The sequence below is a fragment of the Paraburkholderia sp. JHI2823 genome (genome assembly GCF_038900695.1).
Classification (GTDB): Bacteria; Pseudomonadota; Gammaproteobacteria; order Burkholderiales; family Burkholderiaceae; genus Paraburkholderia; species Paraburkholderia mimosarum.
Genome location: NZ_JAYMRY010000045.1, coordinates 34,651 through 60,598 on the forward strand (window position 1 = coordinate 34,651; position 25,948 = coordinate 60,598).

Here is a 25,948-nt window from a genome sequence, read left to right on the forward strand (position 1 = left end):
AAATTGCGCCGTGCGTTAGCGCGAGAGAGGACTGCGGTCCGGTTCACGGCGCGCGAGCGTTCCTGGGTTTCACTTGGCGACCCAGGCGACGCTTTTCGGATTGAAGGCAATGCTCCACGAATGCTTCAGATTTGCGTCGACGCGAGCTGTGGAACCATTGCCGTTGGAAACACGGGTGGTGATCGGGTGTTGCAGGGCGTGCACTGAACCGCCGCGTGCCATACTGTCGGCCAGTAACATGCCGTCCATAGGTGCGCGCAGCGTGTGGATCCGTTTCATGTTCGGCCTCCCGCGCCTGGAGGAGCGTTGGTTGGGATCGAGAGTAAACGGGCGAGCTGCCACCTTTATTCAACGCGCCGAGCGAAAAAGAACAGCGATGAGAATCGTCCGTGTGCCGACGCCAAACGTATGCGAACCGTTTCGGCGTGGGCGTTGCGCTGTTCGAACTGTATCGGCCGACGTGCCCCGTGCAATCGGAGTTGCTTCTCCGCACAATTGGTCCCGCCGGGTGTCAGATTGCGCAGTGGGCGAACTACACGAAGTTATCGCTCGAGATGTACCTTCAATAATGCTGGTCGCCTCTGGGCGCGTCACTTCGGTGCGAAGACGAATGGGTCAAATCGACCCATCTCGGACACCCATAGTCGGTCGCCGGGCGGCCGGTTCAAGGCGGCGGATTCAACCGGTCGATGCAATAGTTTTCTGGAACCGTTCAGCCGGCGTTTCGTAATTCAATGTCTTCCTTGGACGCTCGTTCAGCCTTCTTGCCACGGCATTGAGTTTGGCCTGTGAGTACACCGACAGATCGATACCTTTCGGGAAGTACTGCCTCAGGAGTCCATTGGTATTTTCATTCGAACCCGTTGCCAGGGGTGCTTCGGATCGCAGAAGTACACGGCAATGTCGGTGGCTATGGTGAATCGTTTGTGACCTGCCATCTCCGTGCCTCTGTCCCATGTGAGTGATTTATAGAGTTCGTGCGGGAGCTTGCTTGCATGTTTTATCAGCGCATTGACTACCGTCTCACTGTCCTTGCTGGTGAGCTTCACCAGCATGAGATAGCGCGTCTGGCGCTCTACAAGTGTTGCAATCTGGCTACCGCTGCTGCCACACAGCAGGTCTCCCTCCCAGTGACCAGGCACCGCGCGGTCTTCGACTGTGGCGGGCCGTTCGCTGATTGATATGGCGTCGCGGATCCTGCCGTGATCGTCTGTCTTCTGGGTGTGATGCCGCGACCGCCGCATGGCTCGGGTGCGCCGTAAATGTTCCAGCAGCTCTTTCTTCAGAGCGCCCCGCGCCTGAATGAAGAGACTACGGTAGATGGTCTCGTGTGACACGTGGTGATCCTCGTTGCGCGGCCAGGCGCGTTTCAGCCATCCAGCAATCTGCTGGGGCGACCACTGCAACTGGAGCTTGTCGGCAACGATATGGGCCAGCATCCGATACCTGACCAGTTTGCAGACCTTGGGCCGATGCGCCCGTTCCCATGCGAGCTGGTCCGCATTGCTTGCCCGGTAGCCTTTCTCTCCACTGTTGCGCTTAATCTCGCGACAGATCGTGGAAGGCGACCGCGACAGTCGCCGTGCGATTGACTGGATCGAGTCGCCCGCCACCAGGCCTCTCGAGATCTCCTCGCGCTCAGCAAGCGTTAGCGCCAGCCTTGATCGCCGCCGTTGCGCGGGCTGGATTCCACCAGTTTGCGCCAGAATTCCTTCTACCGACGAATGATTGCGATTAAAAAGCTCGGCGATATGCTGCAACGACTCGCCTGCACGCCAACGCTCCCACATCAACGCTTTCTGGTTCTCGCTGTAGTAGATCCGGCGCCTCTGTTTCATTTGCAACACTCCCGCTGCTCATGCAGCGCTCATTGTGTTGCATCGACCGGTTGAATCCGCCGGCCAAAAGCCGTCGCTTGAGATACCTCTCTCACCGGCACCACCGCCTCTTCAAGATCTGGCCGGCCGCGTCCGCGCGCTGTTGTTGCTGCGTTGTGCGGCGATGCGCGGTGACACTGCTTGCGTCGTACCTCTGAGTGCAGGCTGGACCTGTAATTCTGGGGCCGCAACAGGTTATTCCCCCAATCCGCTATCGCCGATCACGGGAATAGTGAACAGAAAAGTCGCGCCGTATCCGGCATTGTTCTCTGCCCACACCCGCCCACCATGGGCATCGATAATCGAACGGCAAATAGAAAGCCCCACACCCATACCTTCGGGCTTCGTAGTAAAGAACGGTTCGAATAGCCGATCGGCGTGCTGCAGGTCAATTCCTGTCCCGGAGTCTTGCACCGAGACGATTACATAGCCGTCGTCGCTGCGCCACGACTTGATCGTCAGTTCGCGCGGCCGGTCTTCGATCGTGCTCATTGCCTGGATACCGTTTGTAATCAGATTCGTGATGACTTGTGCCAGTTGGATCTGATCGCCAAGCACCGCAGGCAGTTTCGAAGCAAGCGTCGCGCGCAGTGCTACGTTGTGCTTCAAGACCTCGCGCTGGAGCAGTACCATGACGTCACTGATCAGCTCGTTGATTTCCAGTCGCGTCATCTCAGGGGCAATCCGCTTTGCGAGCATGCGGACGCGCTTGATGATTTCGGTCGCGCGTTGTACATCGGTAAGCATGCGTTGCACGGAGGCTCGCACTTTTTCAAGGTCGGGTACGTCCCGGTCAATCCATCGCAGGCACGCGGCACCATGGGTGGCGACCGCTGCGAGAGGCTGGGCGATTTCGTGGGCCACCGACGCGCCCAATTCGCCGATCGACGTCAAACGAGACACCTGCTGCAGCGCCTCTTCGACCCGCTTGCGCTCGGTGATGTCGGTGCCCGTTTCGAGCGTCGCGATCGGTCGCCCCTGTTCGTCTCGCACCAGGGCCCAACGGCTGGCCACTGCGGCTTCCGACCCGTCGCGCCGGGTATTGACGATCTCGCCTTCCCAACGGCCCGTTTCAATCAAATTTTTTTTGATGTCCTCGAGTGCTGCAGGAAAACGCGTGTGAAGCAGACGGTCCGCAACGTGGCCGAGCGCCTCGTGTTTCTTCCACCCATAAAGCGCTTCCGCGCCGCTGTTCCAGTAGGTAATTACATCGTCCATATCGCGAACTACGACGCTGTCATGTGTAAGGTCGAGAAGCTGTGCCTGCTCACGATGGACAGCTGCTAGTCGGCGAGTCCTGTGCACGAGAAAGGTGACGACGAACGATGTCACAAAAAAGGCAGTCAACGCTACGATGTCCTGCTGGGCATCTATCCGGAAGGTAAACAGTGGCTGTGTGAAGAAAAAGTTGAGGCAACCAGCAGCGATCACCGAGATAGCTACCGATGAAACGAGGCTGCCCATCAGTGACACCAGCAAGACCTCGATCAGGTAGACGAACCCAACTACCGCGACGCCGGCCCCCAAGCGAAAGCATAACCAGGTCGCGACCGCTATGCTGATAGCGCCGGCGAACAGGATCGCGGCAAGGGAGCGCGATTGAACGATCCCGGTGGTCGTTCTGGTTGCGCGGATCCCCGACCAGCCACCGTTTGCAAAGAGATCCTTCATTCGGTTTTTCACCTTTGAACGGCAAGTCGAAGCGCTGACTCGCCCTCTCGGTCAAGGGAGACCGTAAACCATGTGCTCGTGGTACTCACGCAAAGTCTGGGCGTGCTGCGCCTGGCAACACCTCTGCGTTCACCCAGCCCTACTTTCATTGGGGAGGACTGTCCTGTCAATCCTGATCTATCATCAGGGCTGTCCGCAGGCGAGCGGACCGCTCCCCTGACTTCGCTCGAACATCATGCGTGTCTGCTGCACATCGCGGGGCCAGGAACCTTGTTCATGCGCAAACTTGCGATGCGAGCGAAAGGCCGGGTCAACTTTCATGACAGTCTCGCAGCACGGCGAGCGCTGTCGTCGCGTTTGAATCGGCCTCGTCGACACACAACGCGACGTACACCAGGAACATCTACGCACTTTCGAGGCCGCCATGCAGCGCGCCGATGCGCGCGCTGCCCTCACGCTGGAGGAACACATCAGCACGACGCTGATGATCGTGCGCCGTGCTCCGGCGGGTGCGCTGCCTTTTGCGTGAGCGCGCGCACGAGTGGTGGCCTGGCTTCACCGCATGCGTCCGTTCTCCACCAGGCGCTTGTGCCACGACAACGCTTCATCGAGTAGATGCGGCGTGTGCTTGCCCACGCTCTCGCGGCAGGCGCGCTCGAAGTAGTCTTCGAGCAGCGGACGATAATCGGGATGCGCGCATTGCGCGATGATGGCCCGGGCGCGCTGCTTGGGCGAGAGCCCGCGCAGATCGGCAAGCCCCTGCTCGGTCACGATCACGGTCACGTCGTGCTCGGTATGGTCAACGTGGCTTGCCATGGGCACGATGCATGAAATGGCACCGTTCTTCGCAATGCTCGGTGTCACGAAGCATGACAAGAAGCCATTCCGCGCAAAATCGCCTGAGCCGCCAATGCCGTTGATGATCGAGGTGCCCGCGACGTGTGTGGAATTGACGTTGCCATAGATGTCCGCCTCCACCATACCGTTGATGGCAATGCAGCCCAGACGCCTCACCAGTTCGGCGTGGTTCGAGATTTCCTGGGGACGCAGCACGATGCGGCTCCGGTAGTGGCCGATGTTTCGCTGGAATTCATCGACGCCCTCTGGGCTCAGCGAGAGCGCCGTGGCCGAAGCTACGCGCAGCGTGTCGGTGCGGATCAGGTCCAGCATGCCGTCCTGGATCACTTCGGTGAACGCGCTGAGGCCTTCGAAGCCTCCCTCGCGCAAGCCACTGAGTACGGCGTTGGCGATATTGCCCACGCCCGACTGCAGCGGCAGCAATTCCGGGCGCAGCCGGCCGTGCGCGATTTCGTGCCGGAAGAACTCGACGAGATGTCCGGCGATGCGCGCGCTGATTTCGTCAGGTGCCGCGAAGCGTCCCAGGCGGTCCGGCGCGTTGGTCTCGACGACCGCCACCACCTTCGCGGGATCGACGCGCAGATATGGCTCGCCGATGCGGTCGCCGGGCGCGACTAGCGGTATCGGCTTGCGCTCAGGCGGAAGCGCCGTGCCGTAGTAGATGTCGTGCATGCCATCGAGTTCGGCGGGCTGATTCGAGTTCACCTCGAGGATTACATGAGTCGCGAGATCGAGCCACGTCTTGTTGTTGCCCACCGAAGTCGAAGGAATCAGGCGGCCGTCGGGCAGGATGCCGACGACCTCGATCACAGCGAGGTCGATATCGCCGAGAAAACCGAACCAGGCATACTGCGCCACCTGACCGAGGTGAATGTCCATGTACTCGATCTCGCCCCGATTGATGCGCGCGCGTAGTTCTGGATCGCTCTGGTAGGGTAGACGAAAATCGATTCCACCCACTTTGGCGAGCGCCCCGTCGAGTTCCGGCGCCGTGGAAGCACCCGTCAGTACGCGAATGGCGAACCGTTCGCCACGTGCGTGCGCCCCCTCGATCAGCAGCGCGAGCTCGAGCGGCACGGCCTTCGGATACCCTGAGCCGGTGAACCCGCTCATACCAACCGTCATGCCCGGCTGAATCCGCGCCGCAGCTGCGCCGGCCGGCATCAACTTCGACTTGAACGTTGCATTTCGAATGCGTGAGTTCATACCCGCTCCTTGCCGTTCCATTTCTACGGACACGTTTGAATCGCTTGCGGGCCGGGCTATGCACCACGCCCAGCGCACCCGTCAATGCACTCTACGCGCATCCCGCCCGGATGCCGTGGGCTTGTGCACACAGCGACCGGTATCCGTTCTTTGCCCGACAAGCTCCTCGGCTGCGCACGCCTCGCGCATCCCGGATGGCGCCGCGGTTGACCGCGGTCCGCCGATTGGCCACAGCCAGCACGGCGCGCCTCCGGCACACCACCTGCCTGATGGGCGAATGTCGCGCCCGTCAGGAGCCAACCGCGGCGGCTACCTTTCTGACCGACCCACGCGCCATTTCCATCATGGCATCCAGGCGCATCCGTGTGATCCATCTTGCCGGACACTAAACGCGATGGCCTGGGCAGCGCCTTACTCGCGCGACGGCACTGGTCCGCTTGCAATCTCGGCCATGCTGAGCGTACTTCTCGCGCAGCAATGACTGGCTTGCGCGCTCCGCATAGCGCCCCTTGCGCAAAGCGAAACTCTGCGCCCTCGCCGCGCAGAAGGTCATACGACTGCCCCACGAGGTCGACGGCTCCGAATGGACTTTCCGCGCACCGGCTGCCACCTGCACGCTCGACGCGTTCCATTCTGGATGCTGCCACTCTTCGGTGCACGCAAAGGGGAATGAAGGCGCCCGGCAGATGCGATCTTGATCCCGCAGGAAGCTGACAAGGATTCGGCTACAAAGCCTTTTCCGGAGCGCTGGGATGCATCTCTCCTCACGTGGCCTTGTTTCCAAACTGATATGCATATTCACGGTTGAGCAAGCGGTGTGCCGGTGTTCGATAAGACTGGAGCCGTGTTCGGTGTGAACAAAGTCAGGCACGGAACCGTACACTGACACGTCGTTCGTGCCAAAGTCCGGGATGCTATCGATTTGGGCATCTCGGGCTGCAAACTGGGCTTAGATGGATCGGAACGAACCGCGCGGTCCACGAGCCCGCTGGTTTTCAGACTGACCTGACACGTCGCTTCGAAGCCGACCCGGCCGCGTTGGCGGATCTGGGCAACACGGCGAAGCTCAAGGATGTCGCCCATGACGAATTCGACGCCGTCTTCTATCCGGGCGGGCACGGTCCGATGTGGGATCTCGCTGAAGACCCTGACTCCATTGGCCTGATCGAGCGCACGATCGCAGCCGGCAAGCCCGTCGATCTTGTCTGCCACGCGCCCGGGGTGCTGCGGCACGTGAAGGGTCCCGATGGCAAGCCGCTAGTCAACGGCAAGTCGGTCACGGGCTTTACCAATAGCGAAGAGGAAGCGGTTGGCCTGACCAAGGTGGCGCCGTTCCTCGTTGAAGACGAGATCAAAGCGAAGGGCGGCAACTATTCGAAGGGCCCGGACTGGTAGCCGTATGTGCTCGAAGACGGCCTGCTGTTCACCGGGCAGAATCTCGCATCGTCGGGGCAGGCCGCAAAGGCATTGCTGGAAAACTTGGGCACGCGTCACTGAGTTCTGCTGTCGCGCCGGAAAGTGGCGACTGTCCGGCGCGGGCGCCGCCCGAACTCATCATGGCAATTCGTCATCGCCGGAGCGTTGCAATACCGGATCGGGGAAATCGAATGAAAGGACTTCCCCGTCCTGAGGCTGCGGCGAAGCCGCGAATGTCGGCACCAAAGTGCCATGATGGAGTGTCGTGCCTTCATCAACGCCAGTAAGAGGGGAAGTCCATGTCCATTGTCACCGTCGGAATCGATCTTGCCAAGAATGTGTTTGCAATCCATGGAGTGAATGAAACCGGCAACGCGATATTGGCCAAGCCGAAGGTCACGCGTGATCAACTCGTGGCGTTGATTGCGCAATTGCCGCCGTGACTGATCGGTATGGAAGCCTGCTCGGGCGCGCATCACTGGGCCCGCGTGTTCCAGCGATATGGGCCATGTGGTGAAGCTGATGGCTGCCCGGCTGGTGGCACCGTACCGGATGTCCGGCAAGCACGGCAAGAACGACGCGGCAGATGCCGCGGCCATCTGCGAGGCAGTGACGCGCCCCAGCATGCGTTTCGTGCCGGTCAAGGACGAACACCAGCAGGCGACGCTTTGCCTCCATCGAACGCGGCAAGGCTTTGTTGAAGAGCGTACTGCAACATATAACCGTCTCCGTGGACTGCTCGCCGAATTCGGCGTGGTCTTGCCGCAGAAACCGGAGCGTTTGCGCAAGGAGATCACAGCGCACCTGGATTCTTTGCCGGGTTGGGCTAGCAGAAGCATCCGAGACCTGCTCGAACACGTCGACAACATCGAAGACCGGCTGGCCGAATATGATCGCGCGATCCGCGAGGTAGCGCGCGAGGACGAGCGTAGCCGGCGACTGATGCAATTGCGTGGCATCGGCCCGACTACAGCCAGTGCGTTGCTTGCAAGCATCGGCGCCGGGCACGACTTCAGGAACGGCCGTCAGGTAGCCGCCCGGCTCGGCTTGACGCCTGGGCAATATAGCAGCGGAGGTAAAGCGCGACTTGGCAGTATCACCAAGGCTGGCGACGCCTATATACGCTGTCTGCTCGTGAACGGTGCTCGCGCAGTCATGGCGAACCTGGGTGACAAACAGGACCGCTTCAGCCGTTGGGTCAGGGCCTTAACCGAGCGTCGCGGCTATTGGCGCACTGCTGTGGCTATTTCTGCCAAAAATGTGAGGATGGCATGGGCTCTGCTGAGATACGGCGATGACTTCAAACATGAACTATCTGCGGGTTAAAACACCGGCATCCACACCGTACCGCCATCTGACCATGACCAGATAGAAGATCACTTTGCACTGCCAGCGGTGATGTGAAGTGGGTTTGACCCGCGCGGGGCCTACCTGCGAAAAGTACTGGGACTTCAATCCCGATAATCGAGCGAGGTCCTCGCGCACGTCTTTCCATCAGGGTCCGGGCCACTGGACCACAATGACCGTTTGTAGTTCTGCAGTCCTTCACCTTCTCACGCAACACAGGCAACGGCAAAGCACCAAGATAAATCCGCGATTGAGCTTGCGCTCAACGGGGAAGCCCTTGTAGTACTTCTCGTGCTGAAAATGGCGCTAAGCCGCGGCCCACTCGCTCCCCTCTGGCGAACGGATCAAGTGGGCCAGCAATGTTCAATGCAGAGTGTGGATGCAGTTGATGGCCTCATCATCAGCGTCATCGGACGAGGCTTGATCAAGGATTGCGCACCGGAAGTCGAACTTGACGCGAAGGATCGCTGATTCAATCCGTACATCGCCCCGATGGCCCATCAGGCGGGTATTGATCGCCTCCTCGACGGCTAGAATCGCCTGCTCGATGCTCTCCGGATCATCGTTGTCGAATCCGACCTCGACCTCAACGCTCTCGAGCAGGTCTAGCGCTGTTTCAATGTCCTCTGAAGCGACATACAGCGTCGTGGCGTCTTCTCTCATGTACCCTCCCCGTTGGGTTGTCTAAAGTCTTCAGACAGGTGCGAATAGCACGGCTATCGTTGCACAACCAGAACAAACCTGCCGAGCGACGAAGGCAGGTGTTGGGTTTGAAACAACGGAGGGGTTGCTGTACGTAGTTAAGCGAATAGAATTGAAGGTTCCCACTGTTCCGTGGTCGTTGAGTTCGCCCCGAAGCCGTCGTTCAAGTTGACACGATTACAACGACTTCTTTCACATTGCCTCCGCGCCTTTTCGAGCCAGCTGCTGAAACCGTTGGCAGTGTCGGCTCTCCTGCAGTTGCCAGCCTGACGTTTAGCTTGATTGCAATCGGCTCGACGCCGGCGTTGGTTTGACCATCGGCAGCCGCAAGTTAGGCCTATCTGGCGAGTCTCGCTTCGAGATAGCGCACCAGCAATGCATCTGCATAAGGTCTGTCGCCAACCGGACCGGATTTGCCATGATCAATCCGGCCCGCCAAATTGCATCCTGGGCTTGACCGTACCACGCACTTCAATGCCCGAGTTAATTGCCCGATGCGCTCGAGTTTTCCCGAGACTTCGACATGCAACGATATCGTTATGATACGTTTTCTTACCGAAACAGAAAGCTGCCCAATTAAACATTTGGAGTACTTATGTAAGATGGAGTGTGTGCCTCTCACCAGGTCTGTCCTGTCCCACTATCGATGAACCTCGCCTATCCGATGGACGCGTGCACTTGCGAGGGAAATTGTGCCTGTCGCTTACCGTGACGGCTTTCTCATCGACGGCATGGTCGCCAAACATGGCGCTGCCCTAGCTCACGGTTGCGCGCTCGCGCGCAGACAGTCGAGCGCGAGCGCGACGGCATGGCGGCCTTCCGCGTCCGCGCGCCAGTACATCGAGACAGCGCCCGCCCCGCCAAACGGCATCGGCAACACGTGCAGTAAGCCCGATCGCTCAAAGCGCTGGGCTGCGCGCTGCGACGCGACGCCGAGCAACTCCGAATGCTTGAGCAGCGTTATGTTGAGCAGCGACGAGTTCGATTCGATGCAGTTTCGCGGCATGCTCCTCCCGGCCGAGATAAGCGCCGATTCAAGCGCGTTGCCGATCGGCGTACCTTCAGGCCAGACGATCCACCGATAGTTGAACAGATCGTCCCAGGCGATGACATCACGCGACGCGAGCGGATGTTCCAGCCCGGCAACAAAGTTGACCGGATCGTGGTAGAGCGTCTCCGACTTCAGTTGTGAGGTCAGTTGCGGGTTCGCGGCGCGGCCGACCACGACGTCGACCTCGCCTTGCAGCAGTTGCGGAACCAGGCGATCCATCGTGCCCTCGGCAAGCCGCACCTGGGCGCGCGGCATCTGCCGGATCAAACGCGCCACCGCAAGCGGCACCGTATCGGCGGCCGATACGCCCGATGCGCCGATCGTGATGAGCCCGCTGCCGCCGTCGCGCAGCGCATCCATATCGTCACGCGCGCTGTCGAGGTGGCCGATGATGCTCCGCGCGTGCTGAACCATCGCTTCGCCATACGGTGTCGGCCGCAGGCCGCGCGCATGACGCTCGAACAGCGGCAGGCCGACATCGGCCTCCAGTTCCTTCAGCCACTTCGACAGTGCCGGCTGCGTCGTGTGCAACGCTTCGGCCGACTGGCTCAAATTGCCGGTCTGCGCGAACGACAACAGCATCTGCAGATGCCGCAGGCGCAACCGGTAGGTCCAGTCGAGCATTGCCTCTCCCTCCGAGGTATATCTGTTTTCGTATAGATAATGACAATTTGCCATTATACAAATATACCGCGCCCGAATATAAATGCACCCAAACAGCAAGTACCGTGGCGCTCCTCTCCTCTGGAACGCCCGATCGCGCAGGAGACACGCGTGTCCACATCCCTGTCAGCAAACCGCCGCGCCGGGCATCGCATTTCGCGGCCGCGGGTGTCTGCGCCCCTCGAAGTTTCCGATCTGGGCTGCGCCTGAGCGGCCCGGTGCCCATCCATTCGACAGAGAGATACATCCATGCCATTCATCTTCCCGCCTGAAACGCCGATCGCCGTGCCCGTCGTCGGCGCGAGCGACTCGATCGCCGTGCGTCGCGTCTATTGCGTGGGCCGCAACTACGCCGCGCACGCACGCGAAATGGGTTTCGATCCGGATCGCGAACCGCCGTTCTTCTTCTGCAAGCCCGACAACGCGGTCGTGCCGGTCGCGTATGACGAAATGCTCGAACTGGCCTACCCGGCCGAGACCGAGAACTATCACTACGAAGCCGAACTCGTCGCGGTGATCGGCAAGACCGGCTCGAACGTGCCGCTCGAACAGGCGCTCGACCATGTATGGGGCTATGCGGTCGGCCTCGACATGACCCGCCGCGACCTGCAGATGAAGATGCGCGAAATGGGCCGTCCGTGGGAAATCGGCAAGGCGTTCGACGAATCGGCGCCGATCGGCCCGATCCATCCGGCTTCCCAGGTCGGCCACTTCGAACAGGCAGGCATCTGGCTGACCGTGAACGGCGAAACAAAGCAGAAGAGCGACGTCACGCACCTGATCTGGTCGGTCGCGGAAACCGTGTCGTACCTTTCGCGCTTCTTCAAGCTCGAACCGGGCGACCTGATCTACACCGGCACGCCCGAAGGCGTCGGCGCGGTGAAGCGCGGCGACACGATCAAGGTCGGCGTCGAGCGCCTCGGCGAACTCACGGTCAAGATCGTCTGACGCACACCCCGATATCAAACAGGACCACCGACGTGGATCTCTATAGCTTCTTCAACAGCTCGAGCTCTTACCGCGTGCGCATCGCGCTCGCGCTCAAGGGTATCGAGACGACTTTTCACGGCGTGAATATCCGCGGCGGCGAGCATCACGACGCGCAGTACATGGCGAAGGTCAACCCGTCGGCCGTCGTGCCCGCGATCGTTGATGGCGACTTTCATCTGGGTCAGTCGCTCGCGATCATCGACTGGCTCGACGCCAGGCATCCCGAGCCGCGTCTGATTCCGGCCGAGCCGGTACGGCGCGCGCATGTGCTCGAATTTTCGAACTTGATCGCATGTGACATTCACCCGGTCAACAACCTGCGCATCCTCAAGTATCTGACCGACGTGCTCAAGGTCACGCTCGAGCAGAAGGACGCCTGGTATAGGCACTGGATTGCAGAGGGTTTCGGCGCTGCCGAGCGCCTGCTCGATCAGGCCGCATCGCGCGAAGGCGGCCCGTGGTGCTTCGGCGCGGAGCCCACGCTCGCCGACGTGTGCCTCGTGCCGCAGGTCGCGAACGCTCAGCGTATGGGGTGCGAGCTGTCCGCGTATCCGCGGGTAATGGCCGCATACCGCCGTGCAGCCGAGCATCCCGCCTTCGTCAAGGCCGAACCAAAAAACCAGCCCGACTACACCGCATAACGCACCGGGCTCTTGACCGCATTTTGGTTTTCGAATCATCCAGGAGACAGACATGCCCCAAACATACAAGGCCCATCGCCGCGTGATCGTGGTCGGCGGCGGCATTGGCGGCCTCGCCGCGGCGCTCGCCATCGCGAGACAGAACATCGAGGTGCTGCTGCTCGAACAGGCGCCACAGATCGGCGAAATCGGCGCAGGCATCCAGCTCGGCGCGAACGCATTCACGGCGCTCGACGCGCTCGGCGCGGGCGAGGCTGCACGCAATCGCACCGTCTACACCGATTCGTTGACGCTGATGGACGCGGTCGATGCGAAGGAGATCGTGCGCATTGAAACGGGCGACGCCTACCGCAAGCGCTTCGGTAATCCGTACGGCGTCATCCATCGTGCCGACATCCACCTGTCGATCTTCGAAGCGGTGCAGGGCAACCCGCTGATCCAGTTCCGCACCAATACGCAGATCAGGCAGCTCGAACAGAGCGAGCGCGGCGTCACGGTGATCGACCAGCACGGCGAACGTTATACGGCCGATGCCGTGATCGGTGCAGATGGCGTGAAGTCCGCGGTGCGTGCGGCGCTCCATGGCGACGAGCCCACCCCGACCGGCCACGTGGTGTACCGCGCGGTGGTCAACGTCGAGAACATGCCGAAGGATCTGCAGATCAATTCGCCCGTGGTCTGGGCCGGCCCGCGTTGCCACCTCGTGCACTATCCGCTGCGCGGCGGCCGCGAATACAACCTCGTCGTCACTTTCCACAGCCGCCAGAAGGAAGTCTGGGGCGTGACCGATGGTAGCAAGGAAGAAGTGCTGTCGTACTTCGAGGGCATCCACCCGTTGCCGCACCAGATGCTCGACCGGCCGAGCTCGTGGCGCCGCTGGGCTACCGCCGACCGGGATCCGGTCGATCAGTGGAGCTTCGGCCGCGTGACGATCCTCGGCGACGCCGCGCACCCGATGACGCAATACCTTGCCCAGGGTGCCTGTCAGGCGCTCGAGGATGCAGTCACGCTCGGCGAGGCGATCAAGGCCACCGACGGCGATTTCGCCGCGGCTTTCAAGCTCTATGAACAGGTCCGGATTCCGCGCACCGCGCGCGTGCTCTGGAGTGCGCGCGAGATGGGCCGCATCTATCACGCGAAGGGTGTCGAGCGTCTCGTGCGCAACCAGTTGTGGGTTGGCCGCACCCGGGATCAGTTCTATGACGCGCTCGACTGGCTGTATGGCTGGCGCGTGGAAGACTGCCTGAAGGGCGTGGCCTGAGCCGCTGGCGGAGCCCGGGCACGCCACGAAACCCGGTTGGGCGCGACGCGCCCGGCCTCTCTCACGGGAGCTACCACGGCAGCGCATCGTGCGGCCCCGCAACCCGTCCATACCGAAGGAGACACGGATGGCCACCCCTGCGTCGACGCTCGACGTCACCTCATTCATCGACCGCAACCGCATCACGCCGTTCCAGCTGCTGATCGCGGTGCAGTGTTTTCTGATCGTCGCGATCGACGGTTTCGACACCGCCGCAATCGGCTTCATCGCCCCGCCGATCCGCGCGCTCTGGCATCTTTCACCGCAAGACCTCGGTCCGGTGTTCGGCGCGGGACTCGCTGGTCTGATGGCCGGCGCGCTGCTGTTCGGCCCGATCGGTGACCGCATCGGGCGCAAGCGTCTGTTGCTCGGCTGCCTGCTCGTGTTCGGCATGTCGAGTGTCGCCGCCGCCGCGTCGCCGTCGTTCGGCTGGCTCATCGCGCTACGCTTCGTGACCGGCCTCGGCCTGGGCGGCGCGATGCCAAACGCGGTTACGCTGACTTCCGAATATTGCCCGGCACGTCTGCGCTCGTTCCTCGTCACCACGATGTTCTGCGGCTTCACATGTGGCTCGGCGCTGGGTGGATTCGCGGCTGCCGCGCTGATCGTGAATTTTGGCTGGCGCTCGGTGCTGCTCGTCGGCGGCGTCGTGCCGCTCGTGATGGCTCTCGTCTATGTGCGAGCGCTGCCAGAATCGGTGCGCTACATGGTGAATGCGCAATGGCCGGCGGCAAGGATCGCCGCAACGCTGCGGCGCATCGATCCGAACGCGAACCTCGACGGGGTCACGTTCAGGGCCGCCGACGTGAGCCACGGCTCTGGGGGCTCGCATATCGGCCGGCTGTTCGCGCCGGAACTGCGAAGCGGCACGCTGTTGCTGTGGCTCACGTTCTTCATGAGCCTGCTCGTGATCTATCTGCTGCAAAGCTGGCTGCCGACGCTGCTGCACACGAGCGGCGCCTCGCTGCGCACGGCGGCGCTCGTGACGGCGATGTTCCAGGTTGGCGGCACGCTCGGTGCGATCGCGCTCGGCTGGCTCATGGACCGTCTCAACCCCTGCTTCGTGCTGGCCGTCGCCTACGTGCTGGCGGGCGTGTTCATAGCCACCATCGGTCACGTGACCGGCAACCCGTGGCTCGCCACGATTTCGGTGTTCTGGGCGGGTGTGTGCGTATCGGGCACGCAGTGCGGTGCGAACGCGTTGTCCGCCGCGTTCTACCCGACCGACTGCCGCGTAACGGGTGTGAGCTATGCGAACGGCGTCGGCCGCTTTGGCTCCGTGCTCGGCTCGCTCGCGGGCGGCTCGATGCTGGCGGCCGGGTTCGACATGCCGACGCTGTTCGCGGTCGTCGGCGTTCCAGCGGTCGTGGCCGGCTTCGCAATGGCCGTATTCGGTTTTCGCATGCGGCGGGCGCAGGTCGCACCCGCGCCGGTGGCCGTTGGCCAATGGGAATAAGCAGAGGCTTTTTTGTTGCGAACTTCATCCGTAAGGGAAAGCAAGATTATGAGCAATCAAACACCCCACGGTGGGCAGCCGGAAGATACCCCCGCGCTTCGTCAGCTCTACGCCGACTTCAAGAGCAACCACCTAAATCCACTGTGGACGCAGATCGGCGGGCTGATGCCGAAGCATCCGAAGCCGCGCGCGGTGCCGCACGTGTGGAAATGGTCGACGCTGTACCCGCTCGCGCAGCAGTCGGGCGACCTGGTGCCCGTCGGCCGCGGTGGGGAGCGCCGGGCCATCGGACTCGCGAACCCCGGCCTCGGCGGCGAAGCCTATGTCTCACCGACCTTGTGGTGCGCGATCCAGTATCTCGGTCCGCGCGAAACGGCACCCGAGCATCGTCACTCGCAGAACGCGTTCCGCTTCGTCGTCGAAGGCGAAGGCGTCTGGACGGTCGTCAACGGCGACCCGGTGCGCATGAGCCGCGGGGACTTCCTGATCACACCGGGCTGGTGCTTCCACGGCCACCAGAACGTGCGCAACGCGCCGATGGCCTGGATCGACGGGCTCGACATACCGTTCAGCTACATGAACGACGTGGGCTTCTTCGAAATCGGCCCGGATGAACTGAGCGACAGGACGACGCCGGACTTCTCGCGCGGCGAACGCCTGTGGTGCCACCCTGGGCTGCGGCCGCTGTCGGGGCTGAAAAACACGATCTCGTCGCCGATCGGTGCTTATCGCTGGGAATACACCGATCGTGCGCTGAGCGAGCAGCTGCGTCTCGAAGACGAGGGCTATCCCGCTACGGTCGAGCCAGGCCACGCGGCCGTCCGCTACGTCAATCCGACGACAGGCGGCGACGTCATGCCGACGATTCGCGCCGAGTTCCATCGGTTGCGCGCAGGTGTGAGCACCGCCTCCCGTCGTGACGTCGGTTCACTGGTGTTCCAGGTGTTCGAGGGACGTGGCGCAGTCGTTCTCGATGGTGCGAGGCGCGAACTGGAAAAGGGCGACATCTTCGTCGTGCCGAGCTGGGTACCCTGGTCGCTTCAGGCGGAAAGCCAGTTCGACCTGTTCCATTTCTCGGATGCGCCGATCATGGAACGCCTGCACTTCGATCGCACGCTGATCGAAGAGCGCAAATAACGAGAATCAAAGGCCCCGGCCATTGAATGGCTGGGGCCCGCAGCGAACGGAGCAAGTCTGGCGACTGGCGCCCTGCGCAGCACGAAAGTCTTTAAACGATCATTCCGGGGACCGCCATTGGCGCCACGCCCCCTGTTCCCCGACGCGTGCAACGCAAGCCCGTTCAGTCCGCGGAAAATGTCTCGCCGAATAGGTCTGGACCGGTGTGAGCCACGGTCGGCTCCGGCACCGTGCCCGCGCGGACCAGCGCCAATTGAGAGGAAGGCAACCATACCTCCTCCAGTGCGCTGATACCGCCTTCGATCAACTGCTGCAGGAAGAAAGACGGCTTGCGGCCGGTCGTTTCGCCCAGGAACCGGATCCTGCGCTCGATGACCGGATCGATACGGACCGCGACAACCTTCAACTTTTCTGCGCTCTTCTTCCTGCCCAACATGTGCTCCCTGACAATCCACTTCATCGCATTTTAATCGACGCCCTCGGCACACGCCCCCCGTCGCTCAACATTGCCGTTCCTGACCGGGCATCGGACGTTCATTCGCCAAAGCCTGGTGCTGCTGCCGCTTGTGTTCGTCACTTCCCTGACTAGACTGAAATGTGCCGGATAAGGCTCGTTGAGCGGCAGTCGGCCGTCGCGGGTCAACAGGCGGCCACCAGGCGCGCAGATCACGCCGGCCAGGAGACAAAGTGAAACGCTTCATTGCAACGCTTGGAAAGAGCATGACATCGAGGCTGACGCAGTGCACCGTGGCAGGTGCGGTTCTGCTCGCGTGCCTCGTTTCCTTCGCGTCGGCGTATGCCCAGCCCGTGGTCACGGGGCCACTGAGCATCAACGGGTCGCTAGTTGTCCTTGGGCCGGTGACAGTCGATGGCTCCCTGACGGTGGCCGGTGACATTTACGCCCGCGGCCCGATCACGGCGGCCTGGATTGAACACATTCCTCCCGACGAACCGGGCGTAAGCATGCGCTGGGGAGAAAACACATTTCATGGACCGCTTACTGTGCACGGCTCCCTGATTGTCCACGGCGATCTGGAAGCGCATGGCCCGATCACCGTGGGCGGTCCTGCTGGTGCCGTCGGGCGAGTGAACGCCGAAGGCCCGATTACCGAGCGCCGTTGAAATGCGTGGAGAGAGTGTATTGAGCATCGCATGCGAAAGCACCGATTTCGCCGGCGCACCGTGGACGTTCTGGTCCAAATCCTCGAGGTAGAAATCGGTACGCTTGCTCACAGCGTAATCGCACTGCACATGCCCGTGTTCCATCCCGGCGAGAAGCCGTTATAGGCACCATGCGTGTAGGCGAACGGCTTCGTGAAAATTCGAACGTGAGAGCGACCCGCTGAATACGCGGGTCGCCGGATCATGCAGGCGTTCGAGCGCTGGATTGAATTCAGCTCGGATGAGAAGGCACTTCGCCGCCGAGCGGAACGTGCAAGCTGGATTTATGAAACAGCGGGTGACGGCGCGCAAGGATGAAGTAAATCAATCCGGCCAGGAGCAATCCGGCTTCAAAACTCAGGTCCCCCCATCCCAGGACGTTGTGCATCAGCGGACTGACGTAGGTGGGAGAATTGGAAAACGCGACGCATGCCACGGTGCCCGCAATCAATGCGATGACTCCAGGCCAGAAGATCCCACCGTTATACCAGTAGGCGCCACTTCCCCATTTCATCCAGTCTTCCCTGCTGTACCGCCCATCGCGCATGAAGTAGTCGACGATGACAATGGCGGCCCATGGCGCGGTCCAGAACACCATGTAGTTCAGAAACACCTGGTACATGTCGAAGAACTGTCCGAAAAACACGGTGACGATCCGGAAGCACAGCGTGAAAAGCGCAATGATGGTTAGCGATGTCACACGGTTGATCGGAATACGCAGGGCCAGCAGGCCAAGACCAGCGGTGTAGCCGTTGGGGACGTTTGCTGCAATCCCCCCGAGGATGATCGCGAACAGGAGCGGAACGGTGAACCACGTCGGCAGGAACCGGCCCAACTGGCTTACCGGGTCGTCACCGAGCGAGCCCCCCAGCGCGGTTGCAAACAGCACGCCGATGACTTCGCAGAACACGAGCGCAACGAACTGGCCACCACCCGCCGCGAGCGCGATTTTCTTCCAGCTCGTTTCAGCCGGAAAATAACGGCTATAGTCCGAAGCGAAATTGGCCCAGCCAATCGGATAGGAAAAGACGATCCCCATCGCGATCAACCACGTGTGGAATGAGCCGCCGCCGTGATTGATGGCGGACGCTGCGGCAAGGCTCGTATGGGGCAGCACAAAGGCTGCCAGGCCGCCAAACAGAATCGCAAGTGCCACGGCGATCCACTTCTCCGCTGCGATGATGGTCGCGTGACCGAAGATCGCTAACAGGATTTCCGCAGCGAGGATGATGGCAAGCGACACCCATACGACTGCGTGGCTCTGAAAACCGCCCATCTTTAGCAGTGTCTCTAGCGCCTGTGTTGCGACCACGGAGTTGATCGAGAACCAGCTCAGTGCCGAAACAAGGCTCACAGCCTTCGGCAGGAACGAGCCAAGCTGGCCGAACGAACTGCGTGAGGTCATGATGCCCGATGTTCCGGTGCGCGGCCCCATGATGGTCGTAAGTCCGAGCACGAAACACCCAAGCAGATTTCCAACCAGAATTGCACCGAGCGCCTGCCATAGTGAAAGACCTTGCGAAAGGGCCAGGGCACCCGTGACGACCACGACATAGTTCGTGTTTGCGCCGATCCACATTTTGAACAGTTCGGCCGGCGTGCCGTGGCGATCTTTCAAGGGGATCGGGTCTATGCCGTGCTGCTCCACGCTCCAGGCCTTGTCCGCGTCGACTCCGCTGTACGGTTCATTCTTTACGTGATTCACCATATTCTTCTCCGGTTGCCGATCTGATCATTGACCTGAATTTCTGCGTTGAATGAAAGCATCGCGCAATGCCGCTGCGATCCCCGCCACGCAAACTTCGTACAGCAGCGATCCCTTGTCCGCCGAGGCCGTGGCAGCGGACGAAAGGCAACCCGACGCGGGCGTCCACTCGGGAATCGGAGGGTAGACGTCATAGGGGGGAAACGTAGCGGCGGCGTGCCTGGGCACGCAGGTCATGTCGACCAGGTGAGGATGCAGATGCAGCATCAAGGACGTCTCCAGTACGCCCCCGTGCTCGACCGCCCAACCTGGGAAGCCCTCGGGGTAAATACGTGTGATGGTCTCCTCAGTCACGAAATCCCAGTAGGACAGCATGACCACCTGAAAGTCATGAATACCCTCCCACCGCAATTCTCGAATGGCGAGATCCACCCCTTCGACAGCGAACATCGAGTTTTCGAAATGTCCGTTGACCAGACAGATCTTGCGCGCGCCGTGGCGTGCGAACTCTTTCAGGACGTCCTTGACGGTCAAGGAAAGCGTATGTCCGTCCAGGCTCGTGGTGCCGCAAAGATGGTTGCCACCCCCGCTTTTTTGCTGCGACTTGTAGCCGTATGCAATTGCGGGCGCGACCATTGCACCGATCCGCCGCGCCACCTCCTCCGAAATCGCTGTGGGCAGCAGCACGTCGGGATTCATCGACATGTGAGGGCCGTGTTGCTCCAGTGCTCCTATCGGAATAAGAATGGTCTGCGCATCGTCCTTGACGCGGCGCGCATATTCAGGCCATGCAAGATCTCCGATTCTCACTTTTGCGTTCATCGACTCTTCTCCTTGTCTTTGGGAAATCGTGCATCTGCGAATGGTTGCAGACGCAAAGAATAGCAACCAGAGTTACGACTGCGATAGGGCAACCGCGTGTCATGGCCACCAATCGTCGGCCAGCCGGAGGGGCACCGCCAACACTACGGGCATCGCCGCATGCCGCCATGTGCAGTGGGCTCAAGGCTATGGTAGAAGTTGCAGTGCGTGAAAAATATCTCTTCCAGACATTTGACTTTCTCCATTCGACATTGAGGGTTAACACCCCTGGTGACTATGCGACTGCATCAGGAGCGGGCATCGCGCACGTAACGTGCAATGCACCTGATCGCGCCATTCGTGTGCATGCGCTCTATGCCATGAAGGGCGTGAAGCGGCGAAGCCCGCGCTCACCGCTCGCGCGAGCGCTGGGTCCGTGTCACTGTCGAGCGGACGCGGGACGGCTGGCAGCAGCGCGCCGGCAAGAAGAACAGCGGAGGAAGAGACGAGCCCGCGCATCAGGGTTGTTTATTGCGCACCCAACCGGGCAAGCGGCCTTGCCAATCTGGTCAAACGCGAACACGCATCGCAAATGCGCGAATGCCGCGACTACATTCAGCAGCAGATGTGCCGCAAGGACGGCGGTCGATGCGACAGCAGACAGAGATGTCCCGCCGAAAATCACACCGGAAATGTCGGCCGTAGCTGGGTGGAAAAATACGGCTGACGTAGGCGTCGCAACTGCCAGCAACCATTTGAACGTCACTTGCGCCGCACCGCTGCGCGCGGTCGAGAAAGCGCGACGAGATTGGTGCCGATACGATCGTCGCAACGCCCAATTCGACGTAGAACGAACGATCCACAGGCCCCATGCTCTCACTGCGCAACGGCGCAACGATCAAATTCGTGTACCCAATGTACCGCCAGGCCAAAGAGGCCGTAGTCGCCAGGCGCAGGCGCCATCAACACCGCGTTCCTGGTTCCATTGCTACCTTGCTTATCCTGCCTGGACAAGGGCTCATGCAACGGTGGCTCTCGCCCTGTACGACCATTGAGCACGCAACCGATTATGTGAACCCGTATCCAGGCCCCAGTCAGTCGTCCGCCAGTGGCCGACGTGATGTCTCGTGGCTTGCCAGCATGGCGACCAGCGCAACGCCGGCAGCGCCGACGAGGTACCAGGCCGGTGCCAGCTTGCTGCCTGTCGCACTGATTAGCCAGGTGGCGACGAGCGGTGCGGTGCCACCAAATAGAGCGTTCGCGGCATTAAAACAGAAGGCAAAGCCGCTGTAGCGAACCCGTGTCGGGAATATCTCGGACAGGAAACATGGCAAAGTGCCGTCGTTCAGGGTGAGCAAAGCGCCGAACGCAATCTGTATGAGCACGATCGTCGCAAAGCTCGCCCCGACCAGACCCTTGAACAGCGGCACAGTTAGTATGGCGAACATAACCGATGCAGCAATCAGCATGGTCTTGCGCCCAACCCGGTCGGACAGTGCGCCCATCAGGAAAATCAATCCGATATATGAGGCGAGCGAGATGGTCGCCGCAACGAACGAAGCGGTTTCACCCATACCCATTTCTGTCGACAGATAGGTCGGCATGTAGCTCAGTATCAGATAGAACGCCACAGCGTTCAGGCAAGTGACCCCGAACGCGATGAGCATCCTGCCTCGATGGCGGGTGAGCAACTCCTTCACGGGTGCCTTTGCCACGGCGTGCGCCCCTTCGAGCGCCTTGAACTTCGGCGTGTCTTCAAGCCTGATACGGATGTAGCGCCCGACCAGCCCGAAGGGCGCCGCGAGCAGGAACGGCAAACGCCAGCCGAAGGTGTGCAGTTGCTCGGTGGTGAGGACGGCGTGCATCACGGCGACGAATACTGAACCAAATAGCAGACCAGCCGCCGTGCTGGCAGGAACGATGCTCGTGTACAGACCGCGCTTGCCCGGTGGCGCGTATTCCGCGAGAAACGCGGACGCGCCCGCGTATTCGCCAGATGCCGAAAAACCCTGTACGACGCGCACGAGCAGCAATAACGCCGGCGCCAGCATGCCGACCTGCGCATAGGTCGGCAGGAACGCGATCAGAAACGTCGAACACGACATGATCAGAATCGACAGCGACAACGCGGCGCGGCGTCCACGCCTGTCACCGAAGTGTCCCCAGACCACGCCACCCAGTGGCCGCACGACAAACGAAATCGCAAATACGCCGTACGCTGCGAGCAGACCGGTCACTGCATCGCTCTTCGGGAAGAACATGACGGCAATGATGGTCGCGAGATAGCCATACGAGGCATAGTCGAACCACTCGACAAAGTTGCCGATGAAGCTCGCCAGTGCGGCCCGCTTGAGCAGGCCTGCCTGGTCCGCCTCAACTCCCGGCGCGTCGCTGCCCTGGCGCATCGCGCCATCCCGATCGTGCTCCCATACGGCCGCCGTGGCCGGCCCCGCGGGCATTGCCTTTCTGGTACCCATACACCGTCTCCAAAAGTGATCATAGTTCCCACCGACGTCGTCGCAAGGCCCGATATGGTCCACCTCGCCTCGAACACCGCGATGTACAGTGGTTCAGGCAATGGTAGGACTCGCAGCGCGCGGAGAATTTCTCTTTTCGACAAAAGACTCTCTGTATTCGCCATCGAGGGTAAACATCGATGCTGTCGCGCAACAGCGATCGCGCAGGGCCTGCGCTCCGATCCTGGATGGGGGTGCCCCCGTCATAGGGCAGCGTAACGTGCCGTTGAACTCGATGAGACGGTCATCGCGCGGTTGCGGAATCGCAAACGATCCGCTGTGGTCGGGCCAGACCTGCGACGGTCGTCCACGTGCTAGCTGTCGTGTCTGCCTATCGATCCAATCGATCCAGTGTGCTGGCCGAGTCTGCGCCGCACTCCACGGGAAAGCACGCCGCGGCATAAGACATGTGCTATGCCGTTCGCTGCGTCCCACATCTCCAACAGATGTTCCAGCGCGGAACATGGCCAGTCCGTCGCCGCTGCACCCGCGCCGCAGGCCAATGTAAGTATGCGAGATCGGAATACGCCAGTGCGAACGAACTTTGCAATGTGATCTCGCCATCGGACCTGCTAACGATAATCACTTTTATGGCGGTTAAACGCCATATGCACGCTCGCCCATGAGTGTGTGGCCAAACTTTTAGCGGGCGCAGGCACGGTTATCCGGAGCGTGTGAGGCGCCGCTGTAGCGCCGCAAGGAAGGCTCCCGCGAGCAGGGCAGCGCAAGAATAGCCAAGTCCGCGCTCGAGGCCCTTATTGTCGGCCGCCCAGCCGATTGCGACCGGCCCTGCGATCTGGCCGAGTGCGAAGACGATCGTAAACGCGCTGATACCACGGCTCCATTCATTGGACGGAAGGTTGTGCCAGACGAACGCGGTGGTGGAAGCGACCGCGGAAAGGAAGGTCGAACCAAAAATTGCGGCGGAAACGACGACGGCAACCGGGTGAACAATGAACGCCGGCACGATCGTGGCCAAGGCAAGCAGCGCATTGAAAGTCGCCAGTGCCGCTCCTCCCCGCACTCGGTCGAGAAAACCTGACCAGAGACTTGCCGATACGATCGTTGCGACACCCAGCGTGAAATAGAAGGTGAAAACGACGCTCTGGCTCATGCCCTCGCTGCGCAACAGCGCGACGACGAACGTCATGTAGCCGATATACCCGACGCCAAAGAGACAGTAACCGAAAAGCGCAGGACTGAAGCTCGACCACGCGGTCGGATGCCCGATTGCGCGCCCGGGGCCACTTGCGCTGCTTGCTGCCACTGCGTCGTCGATGCTGCGAGCGGCGCCTCGCGCGATCAGCGTACAAACCGCACAGGCCGCACCCAGCGCGAACCATGCGGGCTGCCAGCCATGGGGTACGGGACGCACCGTGGCCGGCACGATAATCGACGACAGCACAATGACGTAACCGGTCCCGCCGTAGTAAAGCCCAAGGATCAGCCCGGCACGCCGCCGTGCGGCCGTTGCAAGCCGGGCGGCCAGGACACCGCCGCTGATGAAGATGAACGCACTGCCGATGCCGGCCACGAGCCGCTGCGCGAGTAGCACGGGCATTTCGGAAACAAGCCCGCATAGCGCCATCAAGATGATTGCCACGTACGCACCGGCAGCAAAGAGTGCAGAATTCCGGCAACGTCGCGCAAGCGCGGGAAACGCGGCAGCACCGATCAGATAGCCGGCGGCGTTGGCCGTATTCATGGCACCGGCCTCGGTGAAAGTCCAGCCAAGGTCGGCCTTCATCGCCGGCAGAAGCAGGGCGTAGGAGAAGCGGACGAAGCCGAGCGCAATTGCGCTACCCAGCGAAAGGCGCACAGCGAGCACGAGCGAGGGCAGCGCGTCTACTTCCTCGCGACAGGCAGGCTGCGTTGCCCATTTTTGCTCACCCGCAAGTTGCCTCCCGGTATTCGGACCCATTCCGCCCCCTCGATGCTCGACGTTGCGTGCGGCGATATACCCACGCCGTGCAGACGCTACCGGTTCTCGTCGCCGGCATTGCTGGCAGAAGATGTACCGTGTCCGCCCGCTAACGCAAGATGACCGTACGCCCTTCATGAATAAAGATGCGCCGCTCGATAAAGCCCTCCACTGCCCGGGCGAGCGCAGCGCGCTCCATGTCGCGCCCTGCCGCAAGCAGTCGCTCCGGCGTGAAGGTGTGATCCACGCGCTCCACCACCTGCTCGATGATCGGCCCTTCATCGAGGTCCCCCGTCACAAAGTGCGCCGTGGCCCCAATCAGCTTGACGCCACGCGTGTACGCCTGATGATACGGCCGCGCTCCCTTGAACCCCGGCAGGAACGAATGGTGGATGTTGATTGCCCGGCCCGCGAGATGCGCACACAGGCTCGAACTCAGCACCTGCATGTAGCGGGCAAGGACGACCAGTTCGGTTTTCGTTCGCTCGATCAGCGAGACAAGCGCCTGTTCCTGGACGGATCTGGTTTCCGGCGTCACAGGAAGATGATGAAAGTCGATCCCATGCGATCGGACGATGGTTTCGAGATCGCGATGATTCGAAACCACACCCGTAATATCGATCGGTAGTTCATTGATGCGCCAGCGATGCAGCAGATCCACAAGGCAGTGATCGAGCCGCGAGACAAGAATCATCACCTTCGGCTTTACGCTCGCATCGAAAATGGCCCACTCGAATGCGAACCGCCGCGCAAGCGGTACAAACGCTTCCTGTAGCGTCTCGCAACCCAGCCGCCTCGGCCCGGGCACATGAAACTCGCATCTCACGAAGAACCGGGCGGTCTGCGGATCGTCGAACACGGAGAATTCGTCGATATAGCAACCAAACCCATCAAGAAATCCGACAACCGCCGCCACCTGTCCCTGCGCGCTGGCACAGGTAACGTTCAGGATGAAACGGCACGTGCTTTCGGTCATGTCGGCAGAAGGCCCGTTCATGGTTGGTCTCCTTCATTGGCATTTCGAACGTGTGTTGCATTTTTACAGTGTGTGCGACGCTCACGAGCCGCCCACTGCCGATAATCGCCACGCGTCCACTCGAGCGCCACGCCCACGCGCCGCGTGCCCGGCCGGATCTTCGGCTTGTGCACCTCGATCCTGAGCGTGTCCAGCGCCGCCCATTCGCGAAACGAGAACGCCGCGATATCCGCCACCAGCGTTTCGAGCAGCCGCGTGTGCGGCTTGCGTCCGAGAAAGTCGGCCATGCGCGTGCAATAGCCGTCGTAATCGATCCAGCCGCTGTCTTCGTCGTTCTCGCGCGGCATGCAGCGATACCCGAGCTGTGCATCGATCATGACCGGCTGCGGCGCGCCATGTTCGTGCGGATAGATACCGATGCACGCGGGCACGCTCAAGCCCTCGACGAACACGCTCCAGCCGCGCCCGCGCGGCTCGCCGAACGCATCGAGCGCCCTCGACGCCGGCTCGAACGCCGCGTCGACGATCTTCATGGCGCGACCGACGCCGCGGC

General features: G+C 61.3%; 18 protein-coding genes and 5 pseudogenes. 9 read left to right on the forward strand and 14 right to left on the reverse strand.

The annotated features are described in order from the left end of the window. Positions 1 to 69: 69 nt before the first annotated feature. The 4 genes and pseudogenes from VSR34_RS32035 to VSR34_RS32050 form a co-directional block, all read right to left on the reverse strand. On the reverse strand, positions 70 to 279 hold the full coding sequence (locus VSR34_RS32035; protein WP_156123899.1) for a hypothetical protein: 210 nt from the start codon (positions 277 to 279) through the stop codon (positions 70 to 72). 399 nt (positions 280 to 678) lie between these two features. Beyond that, a pseudogene (locus VSR34_RS32040) lies at positions 679 to 1,838 on the reverse strand (IS30 family transposase). Positions 1,839 to 2,072: 234 nt separating this feature from the next. Continuing rightward, a complete protein-coding gene (locus tag VSR34_RS32045; RefSeq protein WP_342964505.1) occupies positions 2,073 to 3,548 on the reverse strand; it encodes an ATP-binding protein in 1,476 nt (491 codons plus the stop codon). A gap of 555 nt (positions 3,549 to 4,103) precedes the next feature. Beyond that, positions 4,104 to 5,612 carry an acetyl-CoA hydrolase/transferase family protein gene (locus tag VSR34_RS32050; protein WP_342964506.1) on the reverse strand — a complete coding sequence of 503 codons (1,509 nt, stop codon included), beginning with the start codon at positions 5,610 to 5,612 and terminating at the stop codon, positions 4,104 to 4,106. A 936-nt stretch (positions 5,613 to 6,548) separates the two neighbouring features. Between VSR34_RS32050 and VSR34_RS32055 the strand changes: the two are divergent. Both VSR34_RS32055 and VSR34_RS32060 read left to right on the forward strand, forming a co-directional pair. Beyond that, positions 6,549 to 7,109: pseudogene (locus VSR34_RS32055) on the forward strand (type 1 glutamine amidotransferase domain-containing protein). A 218-nt stretch (positions 7,110 to 7,327) separates the two neighbouring features. After that, positions 7,328 to 8,354, forward strand: a pseudogene (locus tag VSR34_RS32060) (IS110 family transposase). A gap of 384 nt (positions 8,355 to 8,738) precedes the next feature. Here the strand turns inward: VSR34_RS32060 and VSR34_RS32065 are convergent. Both VSR34_RS32065 and VSR34_RS32070 read right to left on the reverse strand, forming a co-directional pair. After that, on the reverse strand, positions 8,739 to 9,038 hold the full coding sequence (locus VSR34_RS32065) for a hypothetical protein (RefSeq protein WP_028215611.1): 300 nt from the start codon (positions 9,036 to 9,038) through the stop codon (positions 8,739 to 8,741). A gap of 799 nt (positions 9,039 to 9,837) precedes the next feature. Beyond that, the gene (locus tag VSR34_RS32070; protein ID WP_342964514.1) at positions 9,838 to 10,752 is read right to left on the reverse strand and encodes a LysR substrate-binding domain-containing protein; all 915 of its coding nucleotides are present in this window, start codon (positions 10,750 to 10,752) and stop codon (positions 9,838 to 9,840) included. Between the two features lie 288 nt (positions 10,753 to 11,040). Between VSR34_RS32070 and VSR34_RS32075 the strand changes: the two genes are divergently transcribed. From VSR34_RS32075 to VSR34_RS32095, 5 genes are all read left to right on the forward strand, one after another. Next, entirely contained in the window at positions 11,041 to 11,739 is a 699-nt protein-coding gene (locus tag VSR34_RS32075; protein WP_342964507.1) for a fumarylacetoacetate hydrolase family protein, read from the forward strand. Positions 11,740 to 11,771: 32 nt separating this feature from the next. Next, entirely contained in the window at positions 11,772 to 12,422 is a 651-nt protein-coding gene (gene maiA / locus VSR34_RS32080) for a maleylacetoacetate isomerase (RefSeq protein WP_342964508.1), read from the forward strand. Positions 12,423 to 12,474: 52 nt separating this feature from the next. After that, the gene (locus VSR34_RS32085) at positions 12,475 to 13,683 is read left to right on the forward strand and encodes a 3-hydroxybenzoate 6-monooxygenase (RefSeq protein ID WP_028232455.1); all 1,209 of its coding nucleotides are present in this window, start codon (positions 12,475 to 12,477) and stop codon (positions 13,681 to 13,683) included. A 127-nt stretch (positions 13,684 to 13,810) separates the two neighbouring features. Further along, a complete protein-coding gene (locus VSR34_RS32090) occupies positions 13,811 to 15,178 on the forward strand; it encodes an MFS transporter (protein ID WP_342964509.1) in 1,368 nt (455 codons plus the stop codon). Positions 15,179 to 15,226: 48 nt separating this feature from the next. Then, on the forward strand, positions 15,227 to 16,315 hold the full coding sequence (locus tag VSR34_RS32095) for a cupin domain-containing protein (protein WP_028232453.1): 1,089 nt from the start codon (positions 15,227 to 15,229) through the stop codon (positions 16,313 to 16,315). A gap of 163 nt (positions 16,316 to 16,478) precedes the next feature. Here the strand turns inward: VSR34_RS32095 and VSR34_RS32100 are convergent, their stop codons facing one another. Continuing rightward, positions 16,479 to 16,775, reverse strand: a complete 297-nt coding sequence (locus VSR34_RS32100; RefSeq protein WP_244145456.1) for a hypothetical protein — start codon at positions 16,773 to 16,775, stop codon at positions 16,479 to 16,481. 227 nt (positions 16,776 to 17,002) lie between these two features. On the opposite strand from VSR34_RS32100, the gene VSR34_RS32105 reads away from it, so the two are divergent. Further along, positions 17,003 to 17,437, forward strand: a complete 435-nt coding sequence (locus tag VSR34_RS32105; protein WP_028232451.1) for a hypothetical protein — start codon at positions 17,003 to 17,005, stop codon at positions 17,435 to 17,437. A 6-nt stretch (positions 17,438 to 17,443) separates the two neighbouring features. Here the strand turns inward: VSR34_RS32105 and VSR34_RS32110 are convergent. The 3 genes and pseudogenes from VSR34_RS32110 to VSR34_RS32120 form a co-directional block, all read right to left on the reverse strand. After that, positions 17,444 to 17,622: pseudogene (locus VSR34_RS32110) on the reverse strand (porin); the annotation flags it as partial. Between the two features lie 86 nt (positions 17,623 to 17,708). After that, entirely contained in the window at positions 17,709 to 19,184 is a 1,476-nt protein-coding gene (locus tag VSR34_RS32115) for a cytosine permease (RefSeq protein WP_342964510.1), read from the reverse strand. Between the two features lie 24 nt (positions 19,185 to 19,208). Further along, positions 19,209 to 20,003 carry a creatininase gene (locus VSR34_RS32120; RefSeq protein ID WP_028232449.1) on the reverse strand — a complete coding sequence of 265 codons (795 nt, stop codon included), beginning with the start codon at positions 20,001 to 20,003 and terminating at the stop codon, positions 19,209 to 19,211. Between the two features lie 415 nt (positions 20,004 to 20,418). On the opposite strand from VSR34_RS32120, the gene VSR34_RS32125 reads away from it, so the two are divergent. Then, positions 20,419 to 20,709, forward strand: a complete 291-nt coding sequence (locus VSR34_RS32125) for a hypothetical protein (protein WP_342964511.1) — start codon at positions 20,419 to 20,421, stop codon at positions 20,707 to 20,709. 367 nt (positions 20,710 to 21,076) lie between these two features. Here VSR34_RS32125 and VSR34_RS32130 read toward each other — a convergent pair whose 3' ends face one another. The 4 genes and pseudogenes from VSR34_RS32130 to VSR34_RS32145 form a co-directional block, all read right to left on the reverse strand. Continuing rightward, positions 21,077 to 22,387 carry an MFS transporter gene (locus tag VSR34_RS32130; protein WP_042291838.1) on the reverse strand — a complete coding sequence of 437 codons (1,311 nt, stop codon included), beginning with the start codon at positions 22,385 to 22,387 and terminating at the stop codon, positions 21,077 to 21,079. 772 nt (positions 22,388 to 23,159) lie between these two features. Then, positions 23,160 to 24,323: pseudogene (locus VSR34_RS32135) on the reverse strand (YbfB/YjiJ family MFS transporter); the annotation flags it as partial. A gap of 205 nt (positions 24,324 to 24,528) precedes the next feature. Then, positions 24,529 to 25,416 (reverse strand): formyltetrahydrofolate deformylase, encoded by an 888-nt coding sequence (purU, locus tag VSR34_RS32140; RefSeq protein WP_342964512.1) that lies wholly within the window; start codon positions 25,414 to 25,416, stop codon positions 24,529 to 24,531. Then, entirely contained in the window at positions 25,413 to 25,928 is a 516-nt protein-coding gene (locus VSR34_RS32145) for a dihydroneopterin aldolase (protein WP_342964515.1), read from the reverse strand. The genes purU and VSR34_RS32145 overlap by 4 nt, the downstream gene beginning before the upstream one ends. Positions 25,929 to 25,948: the final 20 nt, after the last annotated feature.